The following is a 23,388-nucleotide window of genomic DNA, read 5'->3' on the forward strand; positions in this document are numbered from 1 at the left end:
TACCAACTGAGCTACGCCCACCATATCGCGCTACTTGTGCCAAAGCTGCCTAATGGCGCACCCGGCAGGACTCGAACCTGCGACCATCCGCTTAGAAGGCGGATGCTCTATCCAGCTGAGCTACGGGCGCCTTGTTAGCTGTAACCTTGGAGGACTACAAACTAAGTGCTTTCCAGTCTTGCAGAATCGTAATCCTGCTCAACCTTCCTAACCAGTGCTAGGCTGTGCCCGACAAGTGCGACGAATAGTATAGAGCCCCCCGAAGGTCGTCAAATCCTTTTTAAAAAAAATTCATTTAATTAAAGGAGTTAGGGGAATTTGCAGACCAAGCGCCTTTGCCCTCACCGCATGACATGCGAGAATACGTTCTCTTTTTTTCCCCTCTCGATGGTTAATCACGCGCAATGACTGCACAACTTATCGACGGCAAATCGATCGCCGCCAGCCTGCGCCAGCAGATCGCCCAACGTGTCACCGAGCGTCGCCAGCAAGGCCTGCGCACGCCCGGCCTTGCGGTGATCCTGGTCGGCAGCGATCCTGCCTCTCAGGTTTATGTCTCGCACAAGCGTAAAGACTGTGAAGAGGTCGGCTTTCTATCCCAAGCCTATGACCTGCCTTCCGAAACCACTCAAGAAGCGCTGACCGAGCTGATCGATCGCCTGAACGACGACCCTGCAATCGACGGCGTTCTGCTTCAACTTCCGCTTCCCGAACACCTGGACGCCTCCAGGCTGCTGGAGCGCATTCGTCCGGATAAAGACGTCGACGGTTTCCATCCTTATAACGTCGGTCGCCTGGCCCAGCGCATTCCACTGCTGCGCCCATGCACCCCAAAAGGCATCATGACCCTGCTGGAAAGCACCGGTGTCGACCTTTACGGGATGGATGCCGTGGTCGTCGGCGCGTCCAATATCGTTGGCCGCCCGATGGCGATGGAATTGCTGCTGGCAGGCTGCACCGTGACGGTCACTCACCGCTTTACCAAGGACCTGGCCGGCCATGTCGGCCGTGCGGATCTGGTCGTCGTCGCCGCCGGCAAGCCGGGCCTGGTCAAGGGCGAATGGATCAAGGAAGGCGCGATCGTGATCGATGTCGGCATCAACCGCCAGAACGACGGCAAGCTGGTCGGTGACGTGATCTACGAAACCGCCCTGCCCCGCGCTGGCTGGATCACCCCGGTACCGGGCGGCGTAGGCCCGATGACCCGTGCCTGCCTGCTGGAAAACACTCTGTACGCCGCCGAAACCCTGCACAGCTGAGTTTCAACGCGCACGCCTTCAGCGTGACAAGGAACCCCGCCCTGGCGGGGTTTTTTTTGCCTGCTAGAAACACCGACCGCCCGCCGGAAAATGACTTTTTTTTCATGTTTCTCAGGACTTTCACCGGTTACTTGAACAACCATCGACAGTTATTCAGCCATACTCCAGAATGACGCGCTTTTCAGGAAACAGTCCGTTACAGAACGGCTTATCAACACTTTATGAGTCTGCCAGCGTGAAAATCCGTCTTTCCATCCTGAGCCTATTTTTTGCAGTTGCAGGGACTTTCATCATGCCCTTCGCCAGCGCTGGCGAAACCACCGCAGCACCGCGAGATACGAAGACACTCAAGCTCGCTTCCGGCAGCTCCTTGCTGTTGGACATGCAGACCAACAAAGTCATCTACGCCAGCAATCCTGACGTGGTGGTGCCGATCGCTTCCGTCAGCAAGTTGATGACTGGCCTGGTCGTGGTTGAGTCTCGGCAGAACATGGACGAATACATCAACATCAACATCAGCGACACACCGGAAATGAAAGGTGTGTACTCCCGGGTCAAGCTCAAGAGCGAACTGCCGCGCCGGGAAATGCTGCTGATTGCCCTGATGTCATCTGAAAACCGAGCCGCTGCAAGCCTGGCCCACCACTATCCGGGTGGTTATGCCGCGTTCATTGCTGCAATGAACGCCAAGGCCCGGGCCTTGGGCATGACCAATACCCATTTCGTCGAGCCGACCGGTCTCTCGCCGCGCAACGTTTCAACCGCTCGCGATTTAAGCAAACTGTTGATCGCCGCGCACAAGTACCCGCTACTGACCGAGCTGAGTACAACCAAGGAAAAGACCGTTTCGTTTCGCAAACCGAACTACAGCCTGGGTTTCCGCAACACCGACCATTTGGTCCGCAAGCCGGATTGGGACATCCAGCTGACAAAAACCGGCTTCACCAACGAGGCCGGCCACTGCCTGGTGCTGGTGACCCGGATGGCTAACCGCCCGGTGGCCTTGGTGATCCTTGACGCCTATGGCAAGTACACCCATTTTGCCGATGCCACGCGCATGCGTAATTGGGTAGAGAGCGGAAAAAGCGCGGACGTGCCTTCCGTAGCCTTGCAGTACAAGGCAGACAAGAACCTCAAGCAGCGGCAAAGCGGCGTGGTAGAAGCTTCGAAGTAACCTTGCTGCAAACGCATGAAAAAGCCCCGGACATCCGGGGCTTTTTTTCGTCCCAAAGTCAGTCGTTAGGCAGCGGCATCTGGTCGTCATCCGGAATGCCGTCGCCGGTACTTGGATCTCTCCAACCCTTCGGCTTTTCAGTGGGCACCACCGTTGGACGTGCCAGAGGATCCCTCAATGGGCTGTCGGGATCCATCACCGGATCGGTGCTTTGCTCGGGGGTTGTGGGGACGGTTTCCGGACGTTTGTCGTCGAAACTGGAATCGGTAGACATACACACCTCCATTGGTCCTAAGGCTTCAGATCACCCAGTGGATCGTAGGGCTTGGCCGGAGCCTTGGGGTTGTCACCTGGCTTCACGTCCCTCGGTGCCTTGGCGGGCCCGATCGGGTCGACCTGAGGATCGGCAAGATCCGGGGAATCGGGATCGAAACCCAGCTCATCGCCAGACGAATGCTCTGATGAGTGTGGACCGACGGGCGTAGTTGAATGAGCCATGGGCGCCTCCTGTATCAAGGCCCGGAAAGATCCGGGCCTTTGCAGATTAGAGGCTGGCATCGAGCGCTGGTGCCCGCAAGGTGACGAACGGACTTACTGTGCGGCCAAGGCCTTTCTAGCTTTTGCTGCCGCCGGCTCCTGACCCGCCTGCGCCAGATCATTGGCTGCCTTGAGCCAGCGTTGCTGATCGACCTGGGCGGGAATCTGCGTTGGACTCTGGATCAACACTGCCCAACCGCCGGCATCCTTGAACGCCGATTCAAAAGAACTGAAGCTCATCAACGTCCGCTGACTCATGCCTGCGCGCAGCAGCACGGTCTGCTTCTGACGGTTGTATCCGGTGAGAATCGCATAACGCGGTTCGGCCCACATCGCCGAGCCTTCAGTGAAGCGCACCATCACCGGATAACCGGCCGCGACCTGAGTCAACAAGGCTGGCAAGGTCGCGTCAAGGGGATAGACCACCATCCCGTACTCACGCGCGAGGTTCACCATGTTCTGTTCCAGCTGAGCTTCGGCGCCCGGCAAATGCAGCGGTTTGTCGAGCAAACCCGGCGTAATCACGATGTTCTGCTGGGACAGCATGCTGGCCAGCACCTGCGGTCCGCTTTGATTGGCCACGCCCCTGTAGAAGCGGCCACTAAGTTCGACCCGCTCCGGCAGACGCTTGATCTCAGGTGCAACACTCCCGGCGCAACCCGCCAGCGCCGCCACACATCCCGCCATCAGCGCCGCCGACAGCATTCGAGAAAATACCCGCACCATCATCACTCTCTTGTTCAGGCACCAGGCAACAATGTTCCCGGCAAGGCCGTTGATCATAGGACGCCGCGCGACAGCGGTATAGCCTTAACCGGTAGTTGTTTGCATTCGATAGAGCGAACTGGTTGGTGACTGCCGACTTTCGGTCAATAGCCTGAAATGCAGCAGCGGCTAGACTGTTCCCTAAAGAGACGACAGCGAAGCTGTGAGTGCCCATAGAGGGGCAAAGAGGAGGCACCGATGAGCCTGACCATGATCATTGTAATGTTGGTTTGCGGCTGGCTGGCGGTAGCTGCCGCCATGCTGTGGGGTGTGCTGCGCATTACCCGCCGCCACCATCACCCTGTCCAGCCGGCACCTGCACAAGAAGCGGGCGAGGCACCGAGCCAGCACGCAAACGCTCACTGACACCTCCTTTATCCGAGACCAACAAAAACGGCCGCCTGCACTCCTTCGAGTTCAGGCGGCCGTTTCTTTTAGCGTGGGTCAGGCCTCAGTGACTGCACGCTTCTGCCTGGAGCGACGGGACATCATGTTCAACACCTCGATCGAAGCCGAGAATGCCATGGCCGCATAGACGTAGCCTTTCGGTACATGGGCGCCAAAGCCTTCGGCAATCAGCGTCATGCCGATCATGATCAGGAAGCCCAGGGCCAGCATCACCACTGTCGGGTTGTCGTTGATGAACTTGGCCAGCGGATCAGCTGCCAGCAACATCACCAGTACCGACACCACCACCGCGATGACCATGATCGGCAAATGCTCGGTCATGCCGACAGCGGTAATGATGCTGTCGATGGAGAACACCATATCCAGCATCAGGATCTGACCGATCGCGGCCGCGAAGCCCAGGGTCACGGTCGAGGTCGCCGACTTCGGATCTTCCGGTGCCGGGTCCATGCTGTGATGGATCTCGGTGGTCGCCTTCCACAACAGGAACAGGCCACCGGCAATCAGGATCATGTCTTTCCAGGAGAACGCGTGGCCGAGAATCTCGATCACCGGATTGGTCAACTGGACGATGAACGCGATGGTGCTCAACAAGCCCAGACGCAGGATCAACGCCATGCCGATACCAATGCGCCGTGCCCGCTGTCGATTGTGCAAGGGCAGCTTGTTGGTCAGGATCGAGATGAAGATCAGGTTATCGATGCCGAGCACGATCTCCATCACGATCAGGGTGGCAAGGGCGACCCAGGCGGTGGGGCTGGCGGCAAGTTGTAAAAGGTAATCCATGGGTCAGTCCTGACTCGTTGTAATGCGGTTTAGATTTCCTGGGAGGAAGATTCGGTTTTTTCCGAGTCTTTTTCCGATGATTCTTTTTTGCTGATCAACCCGCTGGTGGCGTCACTGAGTGCTTGCTCGGCGGCCTTATGGGTATCGTCAATCGCCTGTTTGGCGCTTTCGGCAGCCTTGCCCATCAGTTGTTGCGCGCTTTTCTCGGCCTGGTCGCAACCGGCCAGTACCAGTAAAGACGTGATCAGCAATGCCGTGGCTTTAAGCTTCATGATGCTTTCCTCGATAGAACGAACGGGGCCTAAACGATGGCCCGTTGATAGCGATGCATTCTAGGGAAGTGAATACTTCAGGAAAATTCGTATTTTCAGCGGCTATACTTCGATTTTTACGAACTGTAGATCACCATGCTCAACTATCGGCAATTGCATTACTTCTGGGTGGTGGCCAAGACCGGCAGCATCGTGCGCGCCTGTGAGCAGCTCAATCTCACGCCACAAACCATCAGTGGGCAGATTTCATTACTGGAACAGACCTTTGGCATCGAGTTGTTTCGGCGTGTAGGACGCCAACTCGAACTCACTGAGGCGGGCCGCCAGGCACTGCCCTACGCCGAACAAATGTTCCAGCTGGGTGGCGAACTGGAACTGATGCTGCGGGCACAACCCAATGAGCAGCAGATCCTGTTTCGCGTCGGCGTGGCCGACGTGGTGCCCAAATCCATCGTCTATCGCCTGATTGCACCGACCATGGAGCTGAGCGAACCGCTGCGCATCACTTGTCGCGAAGACAAGCTAGAACGTTTGTTGGCCGACCTGGCAATCCAGCGCCTGGACCTGGTGATATCCGACAGCCCCATGCCATCGCACCTGGATATCAAGGGCTACAGCCAGAAACTCGGTGAGTGCGGGATCAGCTTCTTCGCCACCCCAGAGCTGGCGGCCCGTTACGGTCACGACTTTCCGCGCAACCTGCACGGTGCGCCGCTACTGATTCCCGGGCCGGAAACCGTGGTGCGCAGCCGTTTGCAACGGTGGTTTGCCGAACAACAGATCCAGCCGCAAATTGTCGGCGAGTTCGACGACAGCGCCCTGATGCAGGCCTTCGGCCAATCCGGCAGCGGGATCTTTATCGGCCCGAGCGTGATTGCCGATGAGGTGCGACGCCAATATGGCGTGCAAGTGATCGGCCAGACCGACGCGGTGAGCGAGTCGTTCTATGCCATCTCAGTGGAACGCAAGGTCAAGCACCCCGGCATTGTCGCCATTACCGAAGGTGCCCGACGCGAGCTGTTTACCGAGTTTTAGGACACTCAGGCGCAGACTTCCCGGGGCTTGAAGGTCATCAGCGCAATGGCCAGCAGGATCGAGGCGAGGATGAACGCCGCCGCAGCGAAGCCAAGGCCTTGCAGGCCGACGCTGTCGATTACCCGGCCACCGATCATCGCGCCCAGACCGATACCGAGGTTGGCCCCGGCGATGTTCAGCGACGCAGCGAAGGCCGGCGCTTCGGGCGCCGCTTTCATCAGGCGCACATGGCTGACCAGGAACAACGCCGCCTGGGTCACGCCCCAGATGCCCATCGCCGCCGCCAGACCGAGGGGCGAATGAATGTTCGGCACCAGCGCCACCAGGCCGGCAATCATGAACGCACAGAACATCATCGACGCCATCAGCGGATGACGATCCACCGCACGGCCACCCAGGGAGTTACCGATCAGCCCGACCGCACCAAAGCCCATCAGGCACCAGCCGACCACGGTGCCGTTGAAGCCGGCCAGTCGCTCAAGGATGTCCGCCAGATAGGTGTACGCGGTGAACATGCCGCTGAACACAATCACAGACAGCAGCACGTGACCGAGCATCAGCGGGCTGCGCAGGATCTTGAACTGCGAGCGAAAGCTCACCTGATGCTGGTGCAGGTTGGTCCTGGGCAGATAGATAAACAGCAGCAACGCCTTGGCAAAGGCGATGACCGCCAGAATCGCGAAAGCACTGCGCCAGCCGAACGCATCGGAAATCAGCGTGCCCACGGGAATGCCGAACACCGTGGCGCAAACGATGCCGAAGCCGATCTTGGCGATGGCTCGACCGGCGTAATCCGGCCCGACGATGTCCACCGCCGTTTCGCTGGCCAATGCCCAGAACACTGGCAACCCCAGCGCCGGGATCAAGCGGGCAAACGCCATCACCCAGATGTTCGGCGCCAACGCCGCGACCGTGTTGGCCAGGCCAAACATGATCAGCACCGAGATGAACAACTTGCGACGCTCGAAGCGGGCGAAATACGCCGTCAGGAACGGCCCGAACGCGGCCACGGTGAAGGCGAACAGGGTCACCAGCAAACCGGCCTGCGGGATACTGACCTCCAGGTCCCTGGCGATAGCCGGCAACAGACCAACAATGATGAATTCCGTGGTCAGCACCGTGAAGCCGGCGGCGGACAACAGAAGAATGGGCAGCAGCATGCAAAACTCCAGAAAACGAAAACACCAGCGATAGCCCGAAGGCCCACTGGCAGACATGAAAATGAGGATGGCGAATCTTAACAGAGTGTTTTCGGATGCGGTTGCACGAACCTGCAATTCGCGTTGAAGACCAGGGCGGCAGTTCGTCACAGGTCTGAAAGATCGTTCCTGCGCTGTGATAAAGTCCGCGCCCTGAAAAACGTACACCCTGTGATCAATGCCGATCATTTAAGGGGCAAAACCTGTGGGAACGAGTTTGCTCGCTCCCACAAGGAATACGGTGTTCTACACCCTGTATTCCCCTCTCGGTTTCCGGTCTGCGGCCTGCCCTGCTTGTTGCTGCAACTGCGACGAAACCATGCACTTATAAAAATTCAGAGATGCCGTTTTATGACAGCTTCATCCCCTTCTCTATTACAACGCCTTAAACGCCTGAGTCTGGTCACACAGATCGTGATCGGCCTGATCGCCGGTATTGCCCTGGCGCTGATTGCCCCCGACATGGCGAAGTCCGCGGCGTTCATTGGCAAAGTGTTTGTCTCGGCGCTCAAAGCCGTCGCACCGATTCTGGTGTTCGTGCTGGTCATGGCGTCGATTGCCAACCACAAGCACGGCCAGGAAACCCACATCCGTCCGATTCTGTTCCTGTATCTGCTGGGCACTTTCGCGGCGGCCGTGGTCGCGGTGGTTGCCAGCATGACGTTCCCGTCGAGCCTGGTGCTGTCGACCCAGGACGTCGCGGTCACAGCGCCTGGCGGGATTGGCGAAGTGTTGCAAAGCCTGTTGCTGAGCGTGGTCGATAATCCGGTCAGCGCCCTGATGAATGCCAATTTCATCGGCATCCTGGCGTGGGCCATCGGTATGGGTATTGCCATCCGCCACGCTGGCGACACCACCCGTGAAGTGCTGGGCGACTTGTCCAACGGCGTGACGGTGATCGTGCGCCTGGTGATCAGCTTCGCCCCGCTGGGCATCTTCGGCCTGGTGGCCTCGACCCTGGCCACCTCCGGCTTCGGTGCGCTGATCGGCTACGCACATCTGCTGGCCGTACTGCTGGGCTGCATGCTGTTCGTGGCACTGGTGATGAACCCGCTCATCGTGTTCTGGAAACTGCGCCGCAACCCGTACCCGCTGGTGCTGACCTGCCTGCGCGAGAGCGGCATCACGGCGTTCTTCACCCGCAGCTCGGCGGCGAACATTCCGGTCAACCTGGAGTTGAGCAAGCGTCTGGGCCTGCACGAAGACACCTACTCGGTATCGATCCCGCTGGGTGCGACCATCAACATGGCGGGTGCCGCGATCACCATCACCGTACTGACCCTGGCGGCCGTGCACACCCTCGGCATCACCGTGGACGTTCCGACGGCGATCCTGCTGAGCGTCGTCGCGGCAATCTGCGCCTGCGGTGCTTCCGGTGTAGCCGGTGGTTCGCTGTTGCTGATTCCACTGGCGTGCAGCCTGTTCGGCATTCCGAGCGAAATCGCCATGCAGGTGGTGGCGGTCGGTTTCATCATCGGCGTGTTGCAGGACTCGGCGGAAACCGCGCTCAACTCGTCCACCGATGTGCTGTTCACCGCGGCGGCTTGCCTGGGCGAAGAGCAAAAAGCCGAGCGTTTGGCGTAACGCCGCTCCCACAGGATTTGTGGTGTAGCTGAAGACTGGGTACCCATGAAAAAGCCCCCGCAGCCAAAGGCTCCGGGGGCTTTTTTGTACCCGGACGGTTTAGAACGCGCCCATGTAGTCGCGCTTGCCCACTTCCACGCCGTTATGGCGCAGCAGTGCGTAAGTGGTGGTGATGTGGAAGAAGAACTGCGGCAGGCCGTAGGTCAGCAGGTAGGACTGGCCGCTGAAGCGCTTCTCTTTAGGCGTGCCCGGACGGGTCACGATCTCGATGCCTTCCTTGCCGTTGATCTGCTCCGGCTTGATCGAGCCGATGAAGGCCAGTGCCTTGGCAATCAACGCTTGCAGTTCGGCGAAGGTGGTTTCGCTGTCGTCGTACTTCGGCAGCTCGACTTCAGCCAGACGACCGGTAACACCCTTGCTGAAATCAACGGCGATCTGCACCTGACGCACCAGCGGGAACATGTCCGGGTACAGGCGAGCTTGCAGGAAGGCGTTTGGGTCTATGTTCTTGGCGGTGGCGTGGGCTTCGGCTTTCTTCAGCACATCGCTCAGGGCGTTGAGCATTTGCTGGAAAACAGGCACGGAAGCGTCGTACAGGGAAATGGTCATGGCAGGTCTCGTATGGTGACTGGAGGGATCGCAGGTAACCTGTGGGAGCGAGCTCGCTCCTACAGGTGATCAGCGTTGGAACGTGGGCCGATTATAGCCATGCACACGCCTCCCGAGACCGGTCTTTTTCAGCTGCCGTAAACTTTGGCCGCAGGAACCGCCTGCGTCATCAGTTGAGCGACGGCATCGCCCATCTCGCCGACCGCCCAGCGGCCCTGACGATCCAGTTGCGGACCACGGCGCCAGCCGTCGGCAATCGACAACTTGCCGCCCTCGACTTCGAACATCTGCCCGGTCACCTCGGCGGAAGCCTCGGAGCCGAGCCACACCACCAGCGGCGCGACGTTTTCCGGGGCGAAGTAGTCAAAGCCCTCTTCAGGCTTTTTCATGGTGTCGGCGAACACTTGCTCGGTCATCCCGGTGCGCGCGGCCGGCGCCAGGGCGTTGGCGGTGATCCCGTAGCGGCGCAGCTCAGCCGCCTGCACCAGCGTCAGCGAAGCAATGCCGCCCTTGGCCGCCGCGTAGTTGGACTGACCGATGGAGCCCTGTAAACCGGCGCCGGAACTGGTGTTGATGATCCGTGCATCGACCCTGGCGCCGCCCTTGGCCCGCTCACGCCAGTACTTCACGGCGTGGCTGGAAATGCAGAAGTGACCCTTCAGGTGCACCGCCACCACGGCGTCCCAGTCGGCTTCGCTGAGGCTGGCGAACATGCGGTCGCGGCAGATGCCGGCGTTGTTGACCACCACGTTCAGGTCGCCGAAGGTTTCGATGGCCTGCCGCACGATCAAGCCCGCCGAGTCATAGCGGGTGATGTCGTCGCTGTTGGCCACGGCACTGCCGCCCTGCCCGAGGATATCGCCAACCACGGCGAGCGCTGCGTCGCGGTTGATGTCGTTGACCACCACTTTCGCGCCTTCAGCGGCGAAGGCCAGTGCGTAGGCCCGGCCCAGACCACCGCCGGCACCGGTGATGATGACGACGCGGTTTTCACAGATCTTCATGTTGCTCATCCTTCAAATTCATCACGGGTCGACACAATTCCCTGTAGGAGCGGTGTGCATCCTGGTTTACAAGCGTTCGATGATCGTCACGTTGGCCTGACCGCCGCCTTCGCACATGGTCTGCATGCCGAAGCGTCCGCCGCTGCGCTCCAGTTCATGCAGCAAGGTGCACATCAAGCGAGTGCCGGTGGCGCCCAGCGGATGGCCGAGGGCAATCGCGCCGCCATTGACGTTGGTCTGTTCGTGGGGATAGCCGGTCTCTTTCAGCCAGGCCATGGCCACCGAGGCGAAGGCCTCGTTGATCTCCACCCGGTCGATGTCTTCGAGCTTCATGCCGGCGCGCTTGAGTGCGTAAGCGGTGGCCGGGATCGGCGCGGTGAGCATCCAGATCGGGTCTTCGGCGCGCACGCTCAGGTGATGGATGCGTGCTCGTGGCGTCAGGCCGTAACGCTTGAGCGCCGCCTCCGAGACAATCAGCATCGCGCTGGCCGCGTCGCAGGTCTGGCTCGACACCGCGGCGGTGACCCGGTCACAGCCAAACAGGAATTCCAGCTCGGCCATTTTTTCCAGGCTGGTCTGGCGTGGGGTTTCGTCATGCAGCACACCAGCCAGCGGCACGATCTCGCGGTTGAAGCGGCCTTGCTCGATGGCCTGCAAGGCACGTCGATGGGACTCAAGCGAATAGGCTTCTAGCTGCGCCCGGGACAGGTCCCACTTTTCGGCGATCAACTGCGCCGAACGGAACTGCGTTGGGGGTTGCGCGCCATAGCGCCTCACCCAGCCTTCGGAACCGCTGAACGGATCGGTGAAGCCCAAGGGTTCGGCGGCGATCATCGCCGAGGAAATCGGGATCTGGGTCATGGTCTGCACGCCACCGGCGATGACCACGTCCTGAGTGCCGCTCATCACCGCCTGGGCGGCGAAGTGCACCGCTTGCTGGGACGAACCGCACTGGCGATCGATGGTGGTGCCCGGCACCGATTGCGACAAGCCGGCCGCCAGCCAACTGGTGCGGGCGATGTCACCGGCCAGCGGGCCGATGGTGTCGACACAGCCGAAGATCACGTCGTCGTAATCCTCGTCGGGAATGGCATTGCGCTCGACCAGCGCGCGCAATACGTGGGCGCCCAGGTCGGCGGCATGGATCTGGCTCAGACCACCCTTGCGCCGCCCGGTGGGCGTACGCAGGGCGTCGACTATGTAGGCTTCAGGCATGGTCTACCTCTGTGAAAAATTGAAATCTGGTTTTGAGTGCGCCGAAAAACCTGTGGGAGCGAGCTTGCTCGCTCCCACAGAGATGTAGTCACCCTTACTGACGGGTTAGAACGTACTGCCCGCACCCAGCGCAGGCTTGCCGTCCAGCAACACAGCGCGAATCCGCTCTTTGTGATGGCCGCGATCGCCCCAGACCTTGTCCAGCGCCCAAGCGCGCTTCATGAACAGATGCAAATCGACTTCCCAGGTGTACCCCATGGCGCCGTGGGCCTGGATGGTGTTCTTCGCCGCAAGCATGGCCGCTTCCGCCGTTGCCAGTTTGGCGTGGGAGACGAATACGTCCTGATCTGCCTGCTGCTCTGCGACCGCATAGGCGGCGCGATACAGTGGGCCTTTAGCGAACTCGATCTGTACCGCGACGTTAGCCATCAGATGCTTGACCGCCTGGAACGACCCCACCGGTTTGCCGAACTGCTTGCGCTCGAAGGTGTAGTCCACCGCCAGGTCGACCATGCGCTTGGCCAGTCCGAGCAATTGCGCGGCACTGGCGAGGGCGCCACGGTTGAAGGCAGCGGCCCACAAACGTCGGCCCTGTTCGCCACTGGCGACGCAGGTGTCCGGTGTTGGCGTCCACTCGACCTGGAACAACTGGCGGCTCGGGTCGACCGACTCGTTGCGGGTCAGGCGCACGGCATCGCGCTCCAGCGCATGCACTTCATCGCCATGGGCCAGCAACAGTAGATCGGCGACATGGGCGTCACTGACCAGCGGGTTACCGGGCTCGCCGACCGCCAGCCGCGCATTGCCCCCGGCGACCCGCGACAACCAGTATTGCTTGAGCGTTGCCTGTTGCTCGTCGAGGGCAGCGAACAGCGGCACGCCGACCAGCATGGTGTCCACCAGCGGCTCAGGCAGGCCGGCGTAACCGCATTCCTGGGCAATCAGCACGAAATCCAGCTCATTCATGCCCATGCCATCCTGCGCCTCTGGCACGGTCAGCGCGGTCAGGCCCAGTTCTACCAACTGGCCCCACAGTCGCTCACTGCGCCCGCTGTCGCTCTGCCACAGTTCGCGAATGCGTTCCGGGGTGACTTCGTTGATCAGAAAGCTGCGGACATTGTCCTGAAACAGCAGTTGGTCGCGGCTGAAACTAAAGTCCATGGTCTATTCCTCAGGCACGCGGCATGCCGAGCATGCGTTCGGCAATGATGTTGCGCTGGATCTCGTTGGTGCCGGCATAGATCGGCCCGGCCTGGGCAAACAGGAAACCTTCCAGCCAATGGCCGACGTCGCCGGCGGCCGGGGCATCGGGCAGCAGCTCGCCGCGCAATCCGAGAATGCTCATGGCAGTGTCGTGCATGCGCTGGTCGAGTTCGGACCAGAAGATCTTGTTGGTCGACGATTCCGGACCGATCTTGCCGCCCCGCACCAGTTGCGAAGCGGTCATGTAGGTGCCCAGGGTGTAGGCCTCGGCATCGAGCCAGGCGCGCATCACTGCTTCACCAATGGCCGGGTCGCGGTCGGCCTGTTCGCGGTTGGCCTGGTACAACTGCACCAGACGCCTGGCGGTTTCCTGGAAGCGCGCCGGTGAGCGCAGCAGCAAACCGCGCTCGAAACCGGCGGTGGACATTGCCACGTGCCAGCCCATGCCTTCGCCACCGAGGGCGTTTTCCACCGGCACCTTGACGTCGTCGAAGAAGATCTCGGCGAAGCCCGGCAGGCCGTTGAGCTGCGGAATCGGTCGCACGGTGATCCCCGGCGTGTTCAGCGGCAGCAGGATGAACGTCAGGCCGTGATGGCGCTGAGACTGCGGGTCGGTGCGGAAAATACCGAACGCCCAGTCAGCCCACACCGCGCGGGTCGACCAGGTTTTCTGGCCGTTGATCACGTAATGGTCGCCCACTCGTTCAGCTTTGGACCGAATCGCCGCCATGTCGGAGCCGGCACCCGGCTCGGACCAGGCCTGGGCCCAGATGTCTTCACCGGTGGCCATGCGCGGCAGGAATCGCGCTTTCTGCTCTTCGCTGCCGTACTCCATCAGGGTCGGGCCGAGCAGGAAGATGCCGTTCTGGTTGACCCGTGCCGGCGCCCCGGAACGGTAGTATTCCTCTTCGAAAATCAGCCACTCGATCAGGTCGCAACCACGGCCGCCGAGTTCGGTCGGCCAGGTGACCATGCCCCAACGGCCTTCGTTGAGTTTTGCTTCCCAGGCACGGTGCTCGGCAAAACCTTGCTCGGTGTCGAACGATTGCAGCGGTTCACTCGGTACATTGGCCGCCAGCCAGGTCCGCGCCTCGACGCGAAAGGCCTGCTGGGCCGGGGTATAGGTCAGGTCCATGGATATGCCTTCAGCCGTTGAATCGGGCATCGCGTTTCTCGACGAACGAGTCGCGTGCTTCCTGAGAGTCCAGTGAGCGGTAGGCTTCGAGGGTGAAACCCTGCTCCCAGCGGTATTTGTCTTCCAGATTGCCGTCTTCGATGCCCGTCAGCGCTTCCTTGGCCAGGCTGATCATGCCGGGGCTCTTGGCGGCGATGGTGCGGGCGATCCGCAACGCGGCTTCGCGCAAGTCTTCGCGCTTGACCACCTGCTCCACGGCGCCCAGGCGGTAAGCCTCGGCGGCGTCGATGGCCTCGCCGGTGAAGTACATGTGGCGGACTTTCTGCACCGGGAACAACCGCTGCAAATGCGCACCGCCGCCCATGGCCCCGCGATCCACTTCCGGCACGCCGAAGGTGGCGCACTCGGACGCGACGATGATGTCGGCAGCGCCGCAGATACCGATGCCGCCACCGAGCACGAAGCCGTGCACGGCGACGATCACCGGTTTCGGATTGCGGTGGATCGCCTTGAAGCTGTCGTAGTTGCCCTTGTTCACCGCGACGATCAGGTTGCCGTCGGCGGCCAGTTCCTTGATGTCGACCCCGGCGCAGAAGCCGCGCCCTTCGGCCCGGATCAGGATCACCCGCACCTCGGCATTGCGCCCCAGGCTTTCGATTTCGCTGGCGATATCGGCCCAGCCCTGGCAGTTGAAGGCGTTGACCGGTGGTCGGTTGAAGACCAGTTCGGCAATGCCGTTATCGATGCTGACGCTAAATGGTTTCATGCTTTCCCCTTACGACACACGGCGGCACAGCTCGCCCAGGCGCACTTCGGCGTCGCGGACGATCTGTTCAATCAATTGGGCGCAGCTGGGCAAGCTGTCGATGGAGGCGGCGATTTGCCCGGCGGGCAAGACGCCCGCGGCCGGTTGCCCGTCGACCATGGCTTTCTGGATCACCATCGGCGCGTTGGCGGCCATGATGCTTTGCGCGGCGGTCAGCTCCCCGCTGCCGCGCATCTTCAGCGCGCTGGTCAGCAGTTGCATCAGGCTCATGCCGGTGTGGCGGCGGTAGGCCAGGCCACTCTGCAATGCCAGCAACAGGCGCTTGAGGCCGCCGCTGTTTTCCAGTTGGTTGAGCAATTCGTTGCGGATCATCCGTTGCGGCATGCCGTCGATGGCGCGGCTGATGATGATCGCCGCCGGGTCCTTGACCGCCAGGTAGCGCGCCAGGGTCGCTTGCGGCACCGGGCTGTCGGCGCACATCAGGAAACGCGTGCCCATGGCGATGCCCTCGGCGCCGTAGGCCAGGGCAGAAACCAGGCCCCTGCCGTCCTTGAAACCGCCGGCCGCCACCACGGGCACCGACACCGCATTGACCACTTGATCCAGCAGCATCGAGGTCGGCACGGAGCCGGTATGCCCACCGCCCTCGCCGCCTTGCACGGTCACCGCATCGGCGCCCATTTCCACGGCTTTCTGCGCATGCTTGAGCGCGCCCACCGTGGGGATGCACACCACGCCGGCGTCCTTCAGGCGGCTGATCATTTGCTTGCCCGGCGAACGGCTGTAGCTGACCGCCCGGACTTTGTGGCGCAACACCAACTCGACGATCTCGCCGGCATTGGCCTGGTACATATGGAAATTCACCCCGAACGGCTGATCGGTCAGGCGCCGGGTTTCGATGATTGCGGCTTCCATCTGCTGCGGTTCGATGGTCGCCCCGGCCAGGAAACCGAAACCACCGGCATTGCCCGTGGCCGCCACCAGTTTCGGGTCGGCGACCCAGCCCATGGCGGTCTGGATGATCGGATAACGGCACCCGAGCAGTTGTGTCAAACGGGTATTCAACGAGATCGCCATGCTCACGCCTCGCCCGTTTTGCGCTGGGAACTGGCCATGGCCTTGGCGTCGTAGCCGCCGAGGCGGTCGCCGGACACCAGTTCATTGTGAGCATGGGCGAAGTGATGCAGACCGAACACCATGTCCATGGTCGCGCGCTTGCCCATCAGGTCTTCGGCGTTGTTCACCGCTTGCTTGCTCAGCTGCAAGCCCAGGCGCGGCATCTGTGCGATGCGCCCGGCGATGTCGAGGGTCTGTTGTTCCAGCTCGTCGCGAGCAACCACCCGATTGAGCATGCCCATCTGATAGGCACGCGGTGCCGGCATGCGCTCGCCGAGGAACAAAAATTCCTTGGCGATGCGTGGATTCAATTCGTGCACGTGGGCGAAATACTCCACCCCGGGAATGCCCATGCGCACCACCGGATCGGCGAAGTAAGCATCCTCGCTGGCCACGATCAGGTCGCAGACCCAGGCCAGCATCAACCCACCGGCAATGCACGCGCCCTGGACCATGGCGATGGTCGGCTTGGGCATCTCGCGCCAACGGCGGCACATGCCCAGATAGACTTCCTGCTCACGGGCATACAAAAACTCGCCGCCCGGTTTGTTCACATGGTCGTACCACAGGCTGGCGCGGTCGAACGTCTTGTCGACGTCGCGGCCCGGGGTGCCGATGTCATGCCCGGCGGAGAAATGCTTGCCGGTGCCACGCAACACAATGACCTTCACTTCATCGTCATCGCAGGCCCGGCGAAACGCCGCGTCCAGCGCATAGGTCATCTGCGAGTTCTGCGCGTTGTGGAACTCGGGGCGGTTCATGGTGACCAGGGCCACCGCGCCACGCACCTCGTACAGCACCACCTCGGCCTGATTGTTATCGTTATCTTCAGCCATCACTTGTCTCCGCAACGCGTTGCTCAGCGTTGGCCTGGCGGGTTGTCTTTAAGTTGCAGGGCGCGCAGGTTGTGCGCGTCCAGACGCTGGATCAGCTGCAACTGCTCGGCCGTCGGCGCGGCAGTGGTCAGGCAATCGTCCGGTACGTGCAGCTCGAAGCCGGTGTTGTCCTGGACTTGCGCCGCCGTCACGCCGGGGTGCAGCGAACGGATGCGCATCTGCCGTTGCGGGCCCTGGAAATCCAGCACGCAGAGGTCGGTGATGATCAGGCGGATGTCGATGTCGTCCAGCTTCCAGCCCCGTGCCAGTCGGGCCGGGTTGTAGCCGACCGAAGCGACCATATCGACCTCGCCTTCGACGAACACCCGACGGTTGTGGCTCGGCACGCAAAACGAGTTGGCGTGGCTGATCGAGTTGCCGGGGAAACCGCGCACACCGAGCATCTGCGCCTTGGGTTTGGCGTAGTCGCCGATGCAGGAAATGTTGGCCTGACCAAAGCGGTCGATCTGGGTCGGGCCCACCAGGGCATGGCGCTTGCCGCCCCAGACGTTGTCGAAAATCCGCGAGAAACCCATCCAGCTGTCGCGCTTGGGTTCATAGCCTTTGCGTGCGCCCAGCGGCACCGGCTCGGCAACCATGTAGGCTTCGGAGTCGGTCATCAGCAGTTGCGGGTTGCTGGTCAGCATGGCCAGCGAAGCGGCCAGACGCGGAATCACGCCGATGCCGGAGGCCAATACTTCGCCGTCTTCGCGCCAGGCTTCGGAGGCCGCGCAGATCATCAACTCGGCGAGGCTGTAATCAGTAGTGCTCATCGGAAGGTTCCCTTAGAAAATCGGCAACGGCAGTTCACGGATCGCAGCCAGGCCGCCGACCTTTTCCAGATACTGTTCGTGGGTGCAATCGACGTAGTCACGGACATAGCCCTGCCAGCCGTCGGCCACCTGGACCGTGGCGTTGTAGGCCTTGAAGTGCGCGACATCGAAACCGTACAGCGGCGCGCAGGACGACGGATGCGCCCCGCCCGGCACGTGGGCCACGGCGGTGGTCAGGTTGCGTTCCCAGAACACTTGGTGGGCGTGGGCGGAGTCCTGATGGAAATACTCGCTGTCGACCAGCTCATCGCAGGTCACGTAGCTGTGGGTCGCAGCCCGCACGAACAGGTCGTCCATGTAGTGATCCGGACCGCTGATCTGGCACACGCCGCGTTTGTCGGCACGGTCAACGTGGACCAGCGCGGCGTCGAGCTTGAGCGCCGGCATGGCGACCCAATCCTTGCCATCGGCATAGGGCGAGGCGATCAACTTGATCTGGCGGTTGTGGCGCAGCACATCGGTGCCCAGGCCCACCGCCGTCGGAATGAACGGCACGTTCATCGCCGCCGCCCGCAGACCGAGCAGCAACATGCCTTCGTCGATCTCCATCACTTCCAGCGCTGCTTCCTGGCGCGCCTTGCGGAAGTAAGGTTCCAGCGGAATGAAGTCCAGGGAAACGAAGGCGAACACCAGTTTCTTGATCTTGCCGGCGGCGCAGAGCATGCCGACATCGGCGCCACCATAGGCGACCACGGTGAGGTCCTTGAGGTCCGAGCGCAGAATCTCGCGCACCAGCGCCATCGGTTTGCGGCGCGGGCCCCAGCCACCGATACCGATGGTCATGCCGTCACGCAGTTGGCCGACGATCTCGGCGGTGGTCATTTGCTTGTCCATCGTCTTGTTCCTCATTGGCGACCGACACTGAAGTCGTGGCCCCAGTGGCTGACCACGGTGCTTTCGAACGGCGTGTGGCGGTCCCAGTCGACCACCAGGCCATCACAGCCGTATTCCAGGTCAAACCCGGACGGGGTCTTGATATAGAAAGAAATCATCTGGTCGTTGGTGTGCTGGCCGAGGGTGGCCGACAGCTTCACGCCGTTGGCGTGGACGCGGTCCAGGGCGCGACCGACTTCGTCCAGCGCATTGACCTCGACCATCATGTGCACGCAACCGTGGGGCATCGGGCACTCGAAAATCGCCAGCGAGTGGTGGCGGCCGTTGTTGCAGTGCAGGAAGTGAATACGCTTTTGCGGTTCGGCCGGGTCCGGGGTGAAGCGCACTTTCATCAGGTCCGACAGGCCAAAACCCATCACCTGTTCGTAGAAGTCGCGGCAGCGTTCGAAGGCCGGCGCTGGCAGTACTACATGGCCCATGCCCAGCTCATTGGTGACAAAACCCTTGACGCCCACCGGCGAGACGAAACGGGCGAAGTCCTGCAGCGGGCCCCAGAACAGTTCGTGGCGATTACCATCCGGGTCGCTGAAGTGCACCAGCTCCTGGACCTTGCGCAACTCGGCCTCGGCCGCGGTACCGCGGGTCACTTGCACGTCGGCTTGCTGCAACTCGCTGACCGCCTGTTCCAGCGCCGCTTTGCCGGCCACTTCCCAGCCGCAGGCACCAAAGCCGTTCCCGACACTTTTTTGCACCAGGATGCGGTAGTGGCGCTCGTCCATTTTCAGGTACAGGTGCTCGTCGTCATCGTTGCCGATGACCATCATGCCCAGCACCTGGCTTGCGTAGTGGCGCCATTGCGCCAGGTCGCTGGATAACAGGGTGACGTAACCCAGACCGCGGATATCCATGGATGCACTCCTCGTTTTTCTCAGGCGGTGCCGCCCTTCGGCGACTGCCGGGGGAGACTTTATGTAGGGCCTATTCAAACGGGTTCGGGGAGGGGCAACATCGTCCAATGGGACTAGCGAAAAACAATGCTTGCGCGCATAACCCCCCCTGTAGGAGCGAGCTTGCTCGCGATGGACGACCAGACTCCACGGGGCATCAGACAGCCCGCGTCATCGTTGACGACCATCGCGAGCAAGCTCGCTCCTACAGAGTTTTCATTTGCAGTTATTCAGGCGGGTTCAGCTGATCCAGTGCGCGGTTCACCGAAAGCTCGCCGAGCATGATGATCTGGGCGATGCCCAGCAGGGTGTGGCGGCTTGGGCCCTCGGTATGATCCGCCAGATCGAGTGTCATGACATTGGCCGAGGCCAGCGATTGGCAGGCATCGCCCAGCAGGGTTTGGGCATCGAGTTCGGGGTTGATGGTGTACATCGTGCTGGGTTTGCGCGGCATGGCGCGGATGTCGGCGAGTGAGGGGATGCGTTCGGTTTCAGGGGGATTAGGTGAAGGTTTGACCATGGTTGAATGCTCCAAAATGTGGAGCCATCACCTACTTGCGACTAAACAAGAGGGTGGCAGCTGTACGCAGGTTAGTCGACCGGGGGAGCACGATACCGGCGCGCCCGAAGGCGCCCTGCGCACAGCTACCATGGAGTGCAGGCATGAAATGACCTGACTGTCTGGTATGCAAATGCGCTTCGTAGCACCCCGGGCGACTAAACCCGATCACTGATGGGCAGTGACGCGAATCAAGTTACCGAGCGGCCCCAAGGCGCACAAGCCGGCGGATTCTGGCGTACCTGTAGGCAACGACGCAAGGCGGTGTAGCTTTCATCAAGTAACACTGACAGCCGTTAAACAGGCTTCGTTTAACAACCCAAAAACCTGTGGGAGGTATGTGATGGTCAAGATTAGTGCAGGCATAAAAAAACGGGCCTTGGGGACCCGTTGGAAAGTGGGCCTGACGTCCGTGCCATGCCTGAAATGCGTCAACTGTAGGAGCGAGCCTGCTCGCGATGGTCGCCAACGATAACGCTGCAAGCCTGGCACCCCGCGGCGTTCTCAGGTTTATCGCGAGCAGGCTCGCTCCTACAAGGGGTATGCGGTGTTCATGCGTTTAGCGTCAACTATCACGCCTTGCGGAAATGCGGAATCACCTTCTCGCCAATGTTCTTCAAGGTCTCCAGCTGCGCCCACTGCGGCACGGTGCCCATCTGGCAAATGAACAGGATTTCGTCGGCGCCGGCATCGATCAGGCGCTGCACGTAGCCGATGCAATCCTCGACGGTGCCGTAGGCGTGGTTCGGGTTCATCATGGCCATGGTCGGGTCGGAGAAGTCGACACTGACTTCTTCAGAAGCGAAGCGCGACTTGATCACGCTCTGGCCATTGCCATCGACGAAGGTGTCGTCCTTCCACTTCTCCGGATCCGGACGCTCGCCACCGCCGTACCAGTAGCCCAACGACTCCATGAAGTAACGCTGGCCACGGATACCGATGCGGCGCGCCTCTGCGTTGTCGTCCAGCACGATGGCCGGGCACAACGCGGCAATGTGACGGTTAGGGCGGAAGCCCACTTGCTTCTTTTCATCGCGGTTGTCGTAGGCCGTGTGATACACCTCAACCTTCTTGGCGATTTCTTCCGGGCCACCGAAGCCCAGCACCAGCGCGCCCATTCCACGACCGCCGGCATTCTTCAGCGACTCGGTGTTGGTGCACGCCAGGTACATTGGCGGGTGCGGATCCTGATACGGCTTTGGATGGATCGGACGCTTGGGGATCTGCACGAAGTCGCCGTTGTGCTCGATCTCGTCCTGCACGAACATTTTCGGGATCAGGTACATCATCTCGTCGATCTGCGGCTGCAAGGTCGCCAAGTCGTAGCCGAAGGTGCCGGCTTCCTGCTGGGTACCGCCCTTGCCCACGCCAAAGTGCACACGCCCCTTGGACAGCAGGTCGAGGGTGGCGATGCGCTCGGCGACCTTGACCGGGTGGTTCATCGCCGGAGGCAGGCAGACCACGCCGTGGCCGATACCGATGCGCTCGGTTTTACCGGCCACGAAAGCCAGCATGGTTTCCGGCGCGGACATGTGCGAGTAGTTGCTCAGCGCGGTGTGTTCAACGCACCAGAAGGTGTCGAAGCCGAGCTTGTCGGCGAGCACAGCCTGCTCAACGGTGTCTTCAAAAATCTTGCGGTCGCCTTCGCGGCTGGAGTCCACCGTCTGGGCTTCGTAAATCAGGGAAAATTTCATGGTTGATCCTTGTGCTTATTTGGATGCGCAGTCGGCGCCAGAGACCTACGCCTTGCGCCCATGCTCGGGTATTGGCAGGGCGCTCGAATCACGCAAACGGACTAGCTGATTCAGCAGAAACCATCAGAGGAAAAAGTCGTTGCTGTCCTGCCCCATGCTCACGCCGCCGAGGTTCCACGCATACTTGGCCGGACTGTTGGCGACGTGGGCGCGACCGGTGTGAATGTCGCGGAAGGCACGGTTGATCGGGTGGCTGCGGAAGATCGTCGAGGCACCGCTGTTGAACATCAGGTCGCCAACGGCCTTGGCGCACTTGTCGGCCACCAGCGCCGAGTCGTAACGCATCTTCACCCGCTCGGGCATGCTCAGCGGCTCACCCTTCTGCGCACGCTCGAGCATCAGGGCGAAATTGCGCAGCAGCACGGTCTTGCACTCATCGACGCAGACCATGGCGTTGGCCAGCGCCGATTGCGCAGCCGGGTCCTGAACCATTTTGCGACCGTCGTTGACCCCGACCCGGGCGCGGTTGTGCCCGACAAACTGATCCACCGCACCTTGCAGGGCACCGATGGCCGAGGACGAAACCGCACGCACGAAAATCTGCCCGAATGGCAGGCGGAACAACGGCGCGGTGTTGACCGCATTGCCCGGACTGTTCTGCATGAAGCCGTCGAGGGCGCGATGGGTGCGGTACTCGGGAACGAAGGCGTTCGCCACCAGAATGTCGTGGGAGCCGGTGGCTTCCAGGCCCATGACGTTCCAGTTGTCGAGAATCTGGTAATCGCTGCGCGGCACCAGGAACGTCCGATAATCCGGCGCACCGCCCGCCTCTTCCGGCGGCACCAGCGCACCGAGGAACGCCCACTCGCAATGCTTGCTGCCGGAGGAAAAGCCCCAGCGACCGCTCAATTTGAAACCACCCTCGACCCGCTCGACCTTGCCCACCGGCATATAGGAAGAAGAGATCAGCACGCTGGAATCACTGCCCCAGACATCCTGCGCGGCGCGGTCGTCGAACAGCGCCAGTTGCCAGTTGTGGATCGCCACCACCCCCAGCACCCAGGCCGACGACATGCAGCCCTCGGCAAGGGTCATCTGTACGTCGAAGAAATCCTTGGGCTCCAGCTCGTAGCCTTCCCAACGGGACGGTTGCAGGATGCGAAAGAACCCGGCGTCCTGGAAATCCTTCAGGGTTTCTTCGGGCAACTGGCCGGCTTGCGCGGCATTCAGGGCGCGCTCACGCAGGATCGGCACCAGCTCGCGGGCACGTTGGCTCAGACGCTGGCGAATCAGGTCTTGGTTGAGCATTTTTATTGTTCTCCTTTGTTCACCCCATCCGCCGGGGCGCGCGTGCAACGGGGCGGGTGTAGCGCCCCTACACTGGCATTCAAGCAATGCAAGACCGGGCGGGCATCCCTCAAACGGACCATGTGGTTTTGGGGGAACAGGTATCGGGGGTATCTGAAAGGGGTGTGTTGGATGACAGGCGGTGTGGATTTTTTAGGTTCTTCACGGATTGCCGGGAAAGACGCTCTTGATCTTCATGAAAAAGAACTCACTATCCCGGTAACCGTACGCC

General features: G+C 61.2%; 25 protein-coding genes and 2 tRNA genes (1 of these 27 cut by a window edge). 5 read left to right on the forward strand and 22 right to left on the reverse strand.

All coding sequences use genetic code 11. From position 1 onward, the window contains the following. Positions 1 to 21, reverse strand: a tRNA-His gene (locus tag AC3WTM_RS23005); it reaches 155 nt to the left of the window's first position. 32 nt (positions 22 to 53) lie between these two features. Continuing rightward, positions 54 to 130 (reverse strand) — tRNA-Arg (locus tag AC3WTM_RS23010). Between the two features lie 274 nt (positions 131 to 404). Between AC3WTM_RS23010 and folD the strand changes: the two genes are divergently transcribed. Both folD and pbpG read left to right on the forward strand, forming a co-directional pair. Continuing rightward, positions 405 to 1,259, forward strand: coding sequence for a bifunctional methylenetetrahydrofolate dehydrogenase/methenyltetrahydrofolate cyclohydrolase FolD (gene folD, locus AC3WTM_RS23015; protein ID WP_102671628.1), 855 nt, complete (start codon positions 405 to 407; stop codon positions 1,257 to 1,259). Between the two features lie 235 nt (positions 1,260 to 1,494). Continuing rightward, positions 1,495 to 2,433, forward strand: a complete 939-nt coding sequence (gene pbpG, locus AC3WTM_RS23020) for a D-alanyl-D-alanine endopeptidase (protein ID WP_102671629.1) — start codon at positions 1,495 to 1,497, stop codon at positions 2,431 to 2,433. Between the two features lie 58 nt (positions 2,434 to 2,491). Here the strand turns inward: pbpG and AC3WTM_RS23025 are convergent, their stop codons facing one another. From AC3WTM_RS23025 to AC3WTM_RS23035, 3 genes are all read right to left on the reverse strand, one after another. After that, positions 2,492 to 2,707 (reverse strand): hypothetical protein, encoded by a 216-nt coding sequence (locus AC3WTM_RS23025; RefSeq protein WP_007977127.1) that lies wholly within the window; start codon positions 2,705 to 2,707, stop codon positions 2,492 to 2,494. A gap of 17 nt (positions 2,708 to 2,724) precedes the next feature. Next, positions 2,725 to 2,931: a DUF6021 family protein gene (locus tag AC3WTM_RS23030; protein ID WP_015094297.1), complete on the reverse strand. Its 207-nt coding sequence runs from the start codon at positions 2,929 to 2,931 to the stop codon at positions 2,725 to 2,727. 93 nt (positions 2,932 to 3,024) lie between these two features. Further along, complete coding sequence (locus AC3WTM_RS23035; RefSeq protein ID WP_102671630.1) at positions 3,025 to 3,753, reverse strand: C39 family peptidase; 729 nt, start codon at positions 3,751 to 3,753, stop codon at positions 3,025 to 3,027. 180 nt (positions 3,754 to 3,933) lie between these two features. On the opposite strand from AC3WTM_RS23035, the gene AC3WTM_RS23040 reads away from it, so the two are divergent. Next, on the forward strand, positions 3,934 to 4,101 hold the full coding sequence (locus tag AC3WTM_RS23040; protein WP_173677981.1) for a hypothetical protein: 168 nt from the start codon (positions 3,934 to 3,936) through the stop codon (positions 4,099 to 4,101). Positions 4,102 to 4,179: 78 nt separating this feature from the next. Here the strand turns inward: AC3WTM_RS23040 and AC3WTM_RS23045 are convergent, their stop codons facing one another. Further along, positions 4,180 to 4,929: a TerC family protein gene (locus AC3WTM_RS23045; RefSeq protein ID WP_207291247.1), complete on the reverse strand. Its 750-nt coding sequence runs from the start codon at positions 4,927 to 4,929 to the stop codon at positions 4,180 to 4,182. Between the two features lie 29 nt (positions 4,930 to 4,958). Next, positions 4,959 to 5,201 (reverse strand): hypothetical protein, encoded by a 243-nt coding sequence (locus AC3WTM_RS23050; protein ID WP_102672741.1) that lies wholly within the window; start codon positions 5,199 to 5,201, stop codon positions 4,959 to 4,961. A gap of 135 nt (positions 5,202 to 5,336) precedes the next feature. Here AC3WTM_RS23050 and nhaR point away from each other — a divergent pair, with 135 nt between their 5' ends. After that, positions 5,337 to 6,236 carry a transcriptional activator NhaR gene (gene nhaR, locus AC3WTM_RS23055; protein WP_057714085.1) on the forward strand — a complete coding sequence of 300 codons (900 nt, stop codon included), beginning with the start codon at positions 5,337 to 5,339 and terminating at the stop codon, positions 6,234 to 6,236. A gap of 5 nt (positions 6,237 to 6,241) precedes the next feature. Here the strand turns inward: nhaR and AC3WTM_RS23060 are convergent, their stop codons facing one another. Then, positions 6,242 to 7,396 carry an MFS transporter gene (locus AC3WTM_RS23060; RefSeq protein ID WP_090456711.1) on the reverse strand — a complete coding sequence of 385 codons (1,155 nt, stop codon included), beginning with the start codon at positions 7,394 to 7,396 and terminating at the stop codon, positions 6,242 to 6,244. A gap of 390 nt (positions 7,397 to 7,786) precedes the next feature. Here AC3WTM_RS23060 and sstT point away from each other — a divergent pair, with 390 nt between their 5' ends. After that, positions 7,787 to 9,019: a serine/threonine transporter SstT gene (gene sstT / locus AC3WTM_RS23065; RefSeq protein WP_102672742.1), complete on the forward strand. Its 1,233-nt coding sequence runs from the start codon at positions 7,787 to 7,789 to the stop codon at positions 9,017 to 9,019. Between the two features lie 99 nt (positions 9,020 to 9,118). Here sstT and AC3WTM_RS23070 read toward each other — a convergent pair whose 3' ends face one another. The 14 genes from AC3WTM_RS23070 to AC3WTM_RS23135 form a co-directional block, all read right to left on the reverse strand. Then, a complete protein-coding gene (locus AC3WTM_RS23070; protein ID WP_102672743.1) occupies positions 9,119 to 9,628 on the reverse strand; it encodes a DUF1993 domain-containing protein in 510 nt (169 codons plus the stop codon). Positions 9,629 to 9,756: 128 nt separating this feature from the next. Next, positions 9,757 to 10,632: an SDR family oxidoreductase gene (locus AC3WTM_RS23075; RefSeq protein ID WP_102672744.1), complete on the reverse strand. Its 876-nt coding sequence runs from the start codon at positions 10,630 to 10,632 to the stop codon at positions 9,757 to 9,759. A gap of 66 nt (positions 10,633 to 10,698) precedes the next feature. After that, positions 10,699 to 11,847, reverse strand: a complete 1,149-nt coding sequence (locus AC3WTM_RS23080; RefSeq protein WP_102672745.1) for an acetyl-CoA C-acetyltransferase — start codon at positions 11,845 to 11,847, stop codon at positions 10,699 to 10,701. 105 nt (positions 11,848 to 11,952) lie between these two features. Further along, a complete protein-coding gene (locus AC3WTM_RS23085; protein ID WP_102672746.1) occupies positions 11,953 to 13,008 on the reverse strand; it encodes an acyl-CoA dehydrogenase family protein in 1,056 nt (351 codons plus the stop codon). Between the two features lie 10 nt (positions 13,009 to 13,018). Beyond that, positions 13,019 to 14,185: an acyl-CoA dehydrogenase family protein gene (locus AC3WTM_RS23090; protein ID WP_102672747.1), complete on the reverse strand. Its 1,167-nt coding sequence runs from the start codon at positions 14,183 to 14,185 to the stop codon at positions 13,019 to 13,021. A 10-nt stretch (positions 14,186 to 14,195) separates the two neighbouring features. Then, positions 14,196 to 14,951, reverse strand: coding sequence for an enoyl-CoA hydratase family protein (locus AC3WTM_RS23095; protein WP_102672748.1), 756 nt, complete (start codon positions 14,949 to 14,951; stop codon positions 14,196 to 14,198). Positions 14,952 to 14,960: 9 nt separating this feature from the next. Continuing rightward, a complete protein-coding gene (locus AC3WTM_RS23100) occupies positions 14,961 to 16,028 on the reverse strand; it encodes an NAD(P)H-dependent flavin oxidoreductase (RefSeq protein WP_102672749.1) in 1,068 nt (355 codons plus the stop codon). Between the two features lie 2 nt (positions 16,029 to 16,030). Further along, positions 16,031 to 16,903 carry an enoyl-CoA hydratase gene (locus tag AC3WTM_RS23105; RefSeq protein ID WP_102672750.1) on the reverse strand — a complete coding sequence of 291 codons (873 nt, stop codon included), beginning with the start codon at positions 16,901 to 16,903 and terminating at the stop codon, positions 16,031 to 16,033. Between the two features lie 23 nt (positions 16,904 to 16,926). Next, positions 16,927 to 17,715, reverse strand: coding sequence for a CoA-transferase subunit beta (locus AC3WTM_RS23110; protein ID WP_102672751.1), 789 nt, complete (start codon positions 17,713 to 17,715; stop codon positions 16,927 to 16,929). A 12-nt stretch (positions 17,716 to 17,727) separates the two neighbouring features. Beyond that, positions 17,728 to 18,609 (reverse strand): CoA transferase subunit A, encoded by an 882-nt coding sequence (locus AC3WTM_RS23115; RefSeq protein ID WP_102672752.1) that lies wholly within the window; start codon positions 18,607 to 18,609, stop codon positions 17,728 to 17,730. An 11-nt stretch (positions 18,610 to 18,620) separates the two neighbouring features. After that, positions 18,621 to 19,517 carry a VOC family protein gene (locus tag AC3WTM_RS23120; RefSeq protein ID WP_102672753.1) on the reverse strand — a complete coding sequence of 299 codons (897 nt, stop codon included), beginning with the start codon at positions 19,515 to 19,517 and terminating at the stop codon, positions 18,621 to 18,623. Between the two features lie 265 nt (positions 19,518 to 19,782). Continuing rightward, positions 19,783 to 20,076 (reverse strand): DUF6124 family protein, encoded by a 294-nt coding sequence (locus AC3WTM_RS23125; RefSeq protein ID WP_102672754.1) that lies wholly within the window; start codon positions 20,074 to 20,076, stop codon positions 19,783 to 19,785. A 611-nt stretch (positions 20,077 to 20,687) separates the two neighbouring features. Beyond that, positions 20,688 to 21,809, reverse strand: a complete 1,122-nt coding sequence (locus AC3WTM_RS23130) for an LLM class flavin-dependent oxidoreductase (protein ID WP_102672755.1) — start codon at positions 21,807 to 21,809, stop codon at positions 20,688 to 20,690. 123 nt (positions 21,810 to 21,932) lie between these two features. Continuing rightward, on the reverse strand, positions 21,933 to 23,117 hold the full coding sequence (locus tag AC3WTM_RS23135; RefSeq protein ID WP_102672756.1) for an acyl-CoA dehydrogenase family protein: 1,185 nt from the start codon (positions 23,115 to 23,117) through the stop codon (positions 21,933 to 21,935). Positions 23,118 to 23,388: the final 271 nt, after the last annotated feature.

The sequence above is a fragment of the Pseudomonas sp. EU05-FHT14B02 genome (genome assembly GCF_058791055.1).

Coding starts and splice junctions, on each gene's coding strand:
- folD (WP_102671628.1), top strand. CDS start 405: ATGACTGCACAACTTATCGACGGCAAATCGATCGCCGCCAGCCTGCGC.
- AC3WTM_RS23025 (WP_007977127.1), bottom strand. CDS start 2,707: ATGTCTACCGATTCCAGTTTCGACGACAAACGTCCGGAAACCGTCCCC.
- AC3WTM_RS23030 (WP_015094297.1), bottom strand. CDS start 2,931: ATGGCTCATTCAACTACGCCCGTCGGTCCACACTCATCAGAGCATTCG.
- AC3WTM_RS23035 (WP_102671630.1), bottom strand. CDS start 3,753: ATGATCAACGGCCTTGCCGGGAACATTGTTGCCTGGTGCCTGAACAAG.
- AC3WTM_RS23040 (WP_173677981.1), top strand. CDS start 3,934: ATGAGCCTGACCATGATCATTGTAATGTTGGTTTGCGGCTGGCTGGCG.
- AC3WTM_RS23045 (WP_207291247.1), bottom strand. CDS start 4,929: ATGGATTACCTTTTACAACTTGCCGCCAGCCCCACCGCCTGGGTCGCC.
- AC3WTM_RS23050 (WP_102672741.1), bottom strand. CDS start 5,201: ATGAAGCTTAAAGCCACGGCATTGCTGATCACGTCTTTACTGGTACTG.
- nhaR (WP_057714085.1), top strand. CDS start 5,337: ATGCTCAACTATCGGCAATTGCATTACTTCTGGGTGGTGGCCAAGACC.
- AC3WTM_RS23060 (WP_090456711.1), bottom strand. CDS start 7,396: ATGCTGCTGCCCATTCTTCTGTTGTCCGCCGCCGGCTTCACGGTGCTG.
- sstT (WP_102672742.1), top strand. CDS start 7,787: ATGACAGCTTCATCCCCTTCTCTATTACAACGCCTTAAACGCCTGAGT.
- AC3WTM_RS23070 (WP_102672743.1), bottom strand. CDS start 9,628: ATGACCATTTCCCTGTACGACGCTTCCGTGCCTGTTTTCCAGCAAATG.
- AC3WTM_RS23075 (WP_102672744.1), bottom strand. CDS start 10,632: ATGAAGATCTGTGAAAACCGCGTCGTCATCATCACCGGTGCCGGCGGT.
- AC3WTM_RS23080 (WP_102672745.1), bottom strand. CDS start 11,847: ATGCCTGAAGCCTACATAGTCGACGCCCTGCGTACGCCCACCGGGCGG.
- AC3WTM_RS23085 (WP_102672746.1), bottom strand. CDS start 13,008: ATGGACTTTAGTTTCAGCCGCGACCAACTGCTGTTTCAGGACAATGTC.
- AC3WTM_RS23090 (WP_102672747.1), bottom strand. CDS start 14,185: ATGGACCTGACCTATACCCCGGCCCAGCAGGCCTTTCGCGTCGAGGCG.
- AC3WTM_RS23095 (WP_102672748.1), bottom strand. CDS start 14,951: ATGAAACCATTTAGCGTCAGCATCGATAACGGCATTGCCGAACTGGTC.
- AC3WTM_RS23100 (WP_102672749.1), bottom strand. CDS start 16,028: ATGGCGATCTCGTTGAATACCCGTTTGACACAACTGCTCGGGTGCCGT.
- AC3WTM_RS23105 (WP_102672750.1), bottom strand. CDS start 16,903: ATGGCTGAAGATAACGATAACAATCAGGCCGAGGTGGTGCTGTACGAG.
- AC3WTM_RS23110 (WP_102672751.1), bottom strand. CDS start 17,715: ATGAGCACTACTGATTACAGCCTCGCCGAGTTGATGATCTGCGCGGCC.
- AC3WTM_RS23115 (WP_102672752.1), bottom strand. CDS start 18,609: ATGGACAAGCAAATGACCACCGCCGAGATCGTCGGCCAACTGCGTGAC.
- AC3WTM_RS23120 (WP_102672753.1), bottom strand. CDS start 19,517: ATGGATATCCGCGGTCTGGGTTACGTCACCCTGTTATCCAGCGACCTG.
- AC3WTM_RS23125 (WP_102672754.1), bottom strand. CDS start 20,076: ATGGTCAAACCTTCACCTAATCCCCCTGAAACCGAACGCATCCCCTCA.
- AC3WTM_RS23130 (WP_102672755.1), bottom strand. CDS start 21,809: ATGAAATTTTCCCTGATTTACGAAGCCCAGACGGTGGACTCCAGCCGC.
- AC3WTM_RS23135 (WP_102672756.1), bottom strand. CDS start 23,117: ATGCTCAACCAAGACCTGATTCGCCAGCGTCTGAGCCAACGTGCCCGC.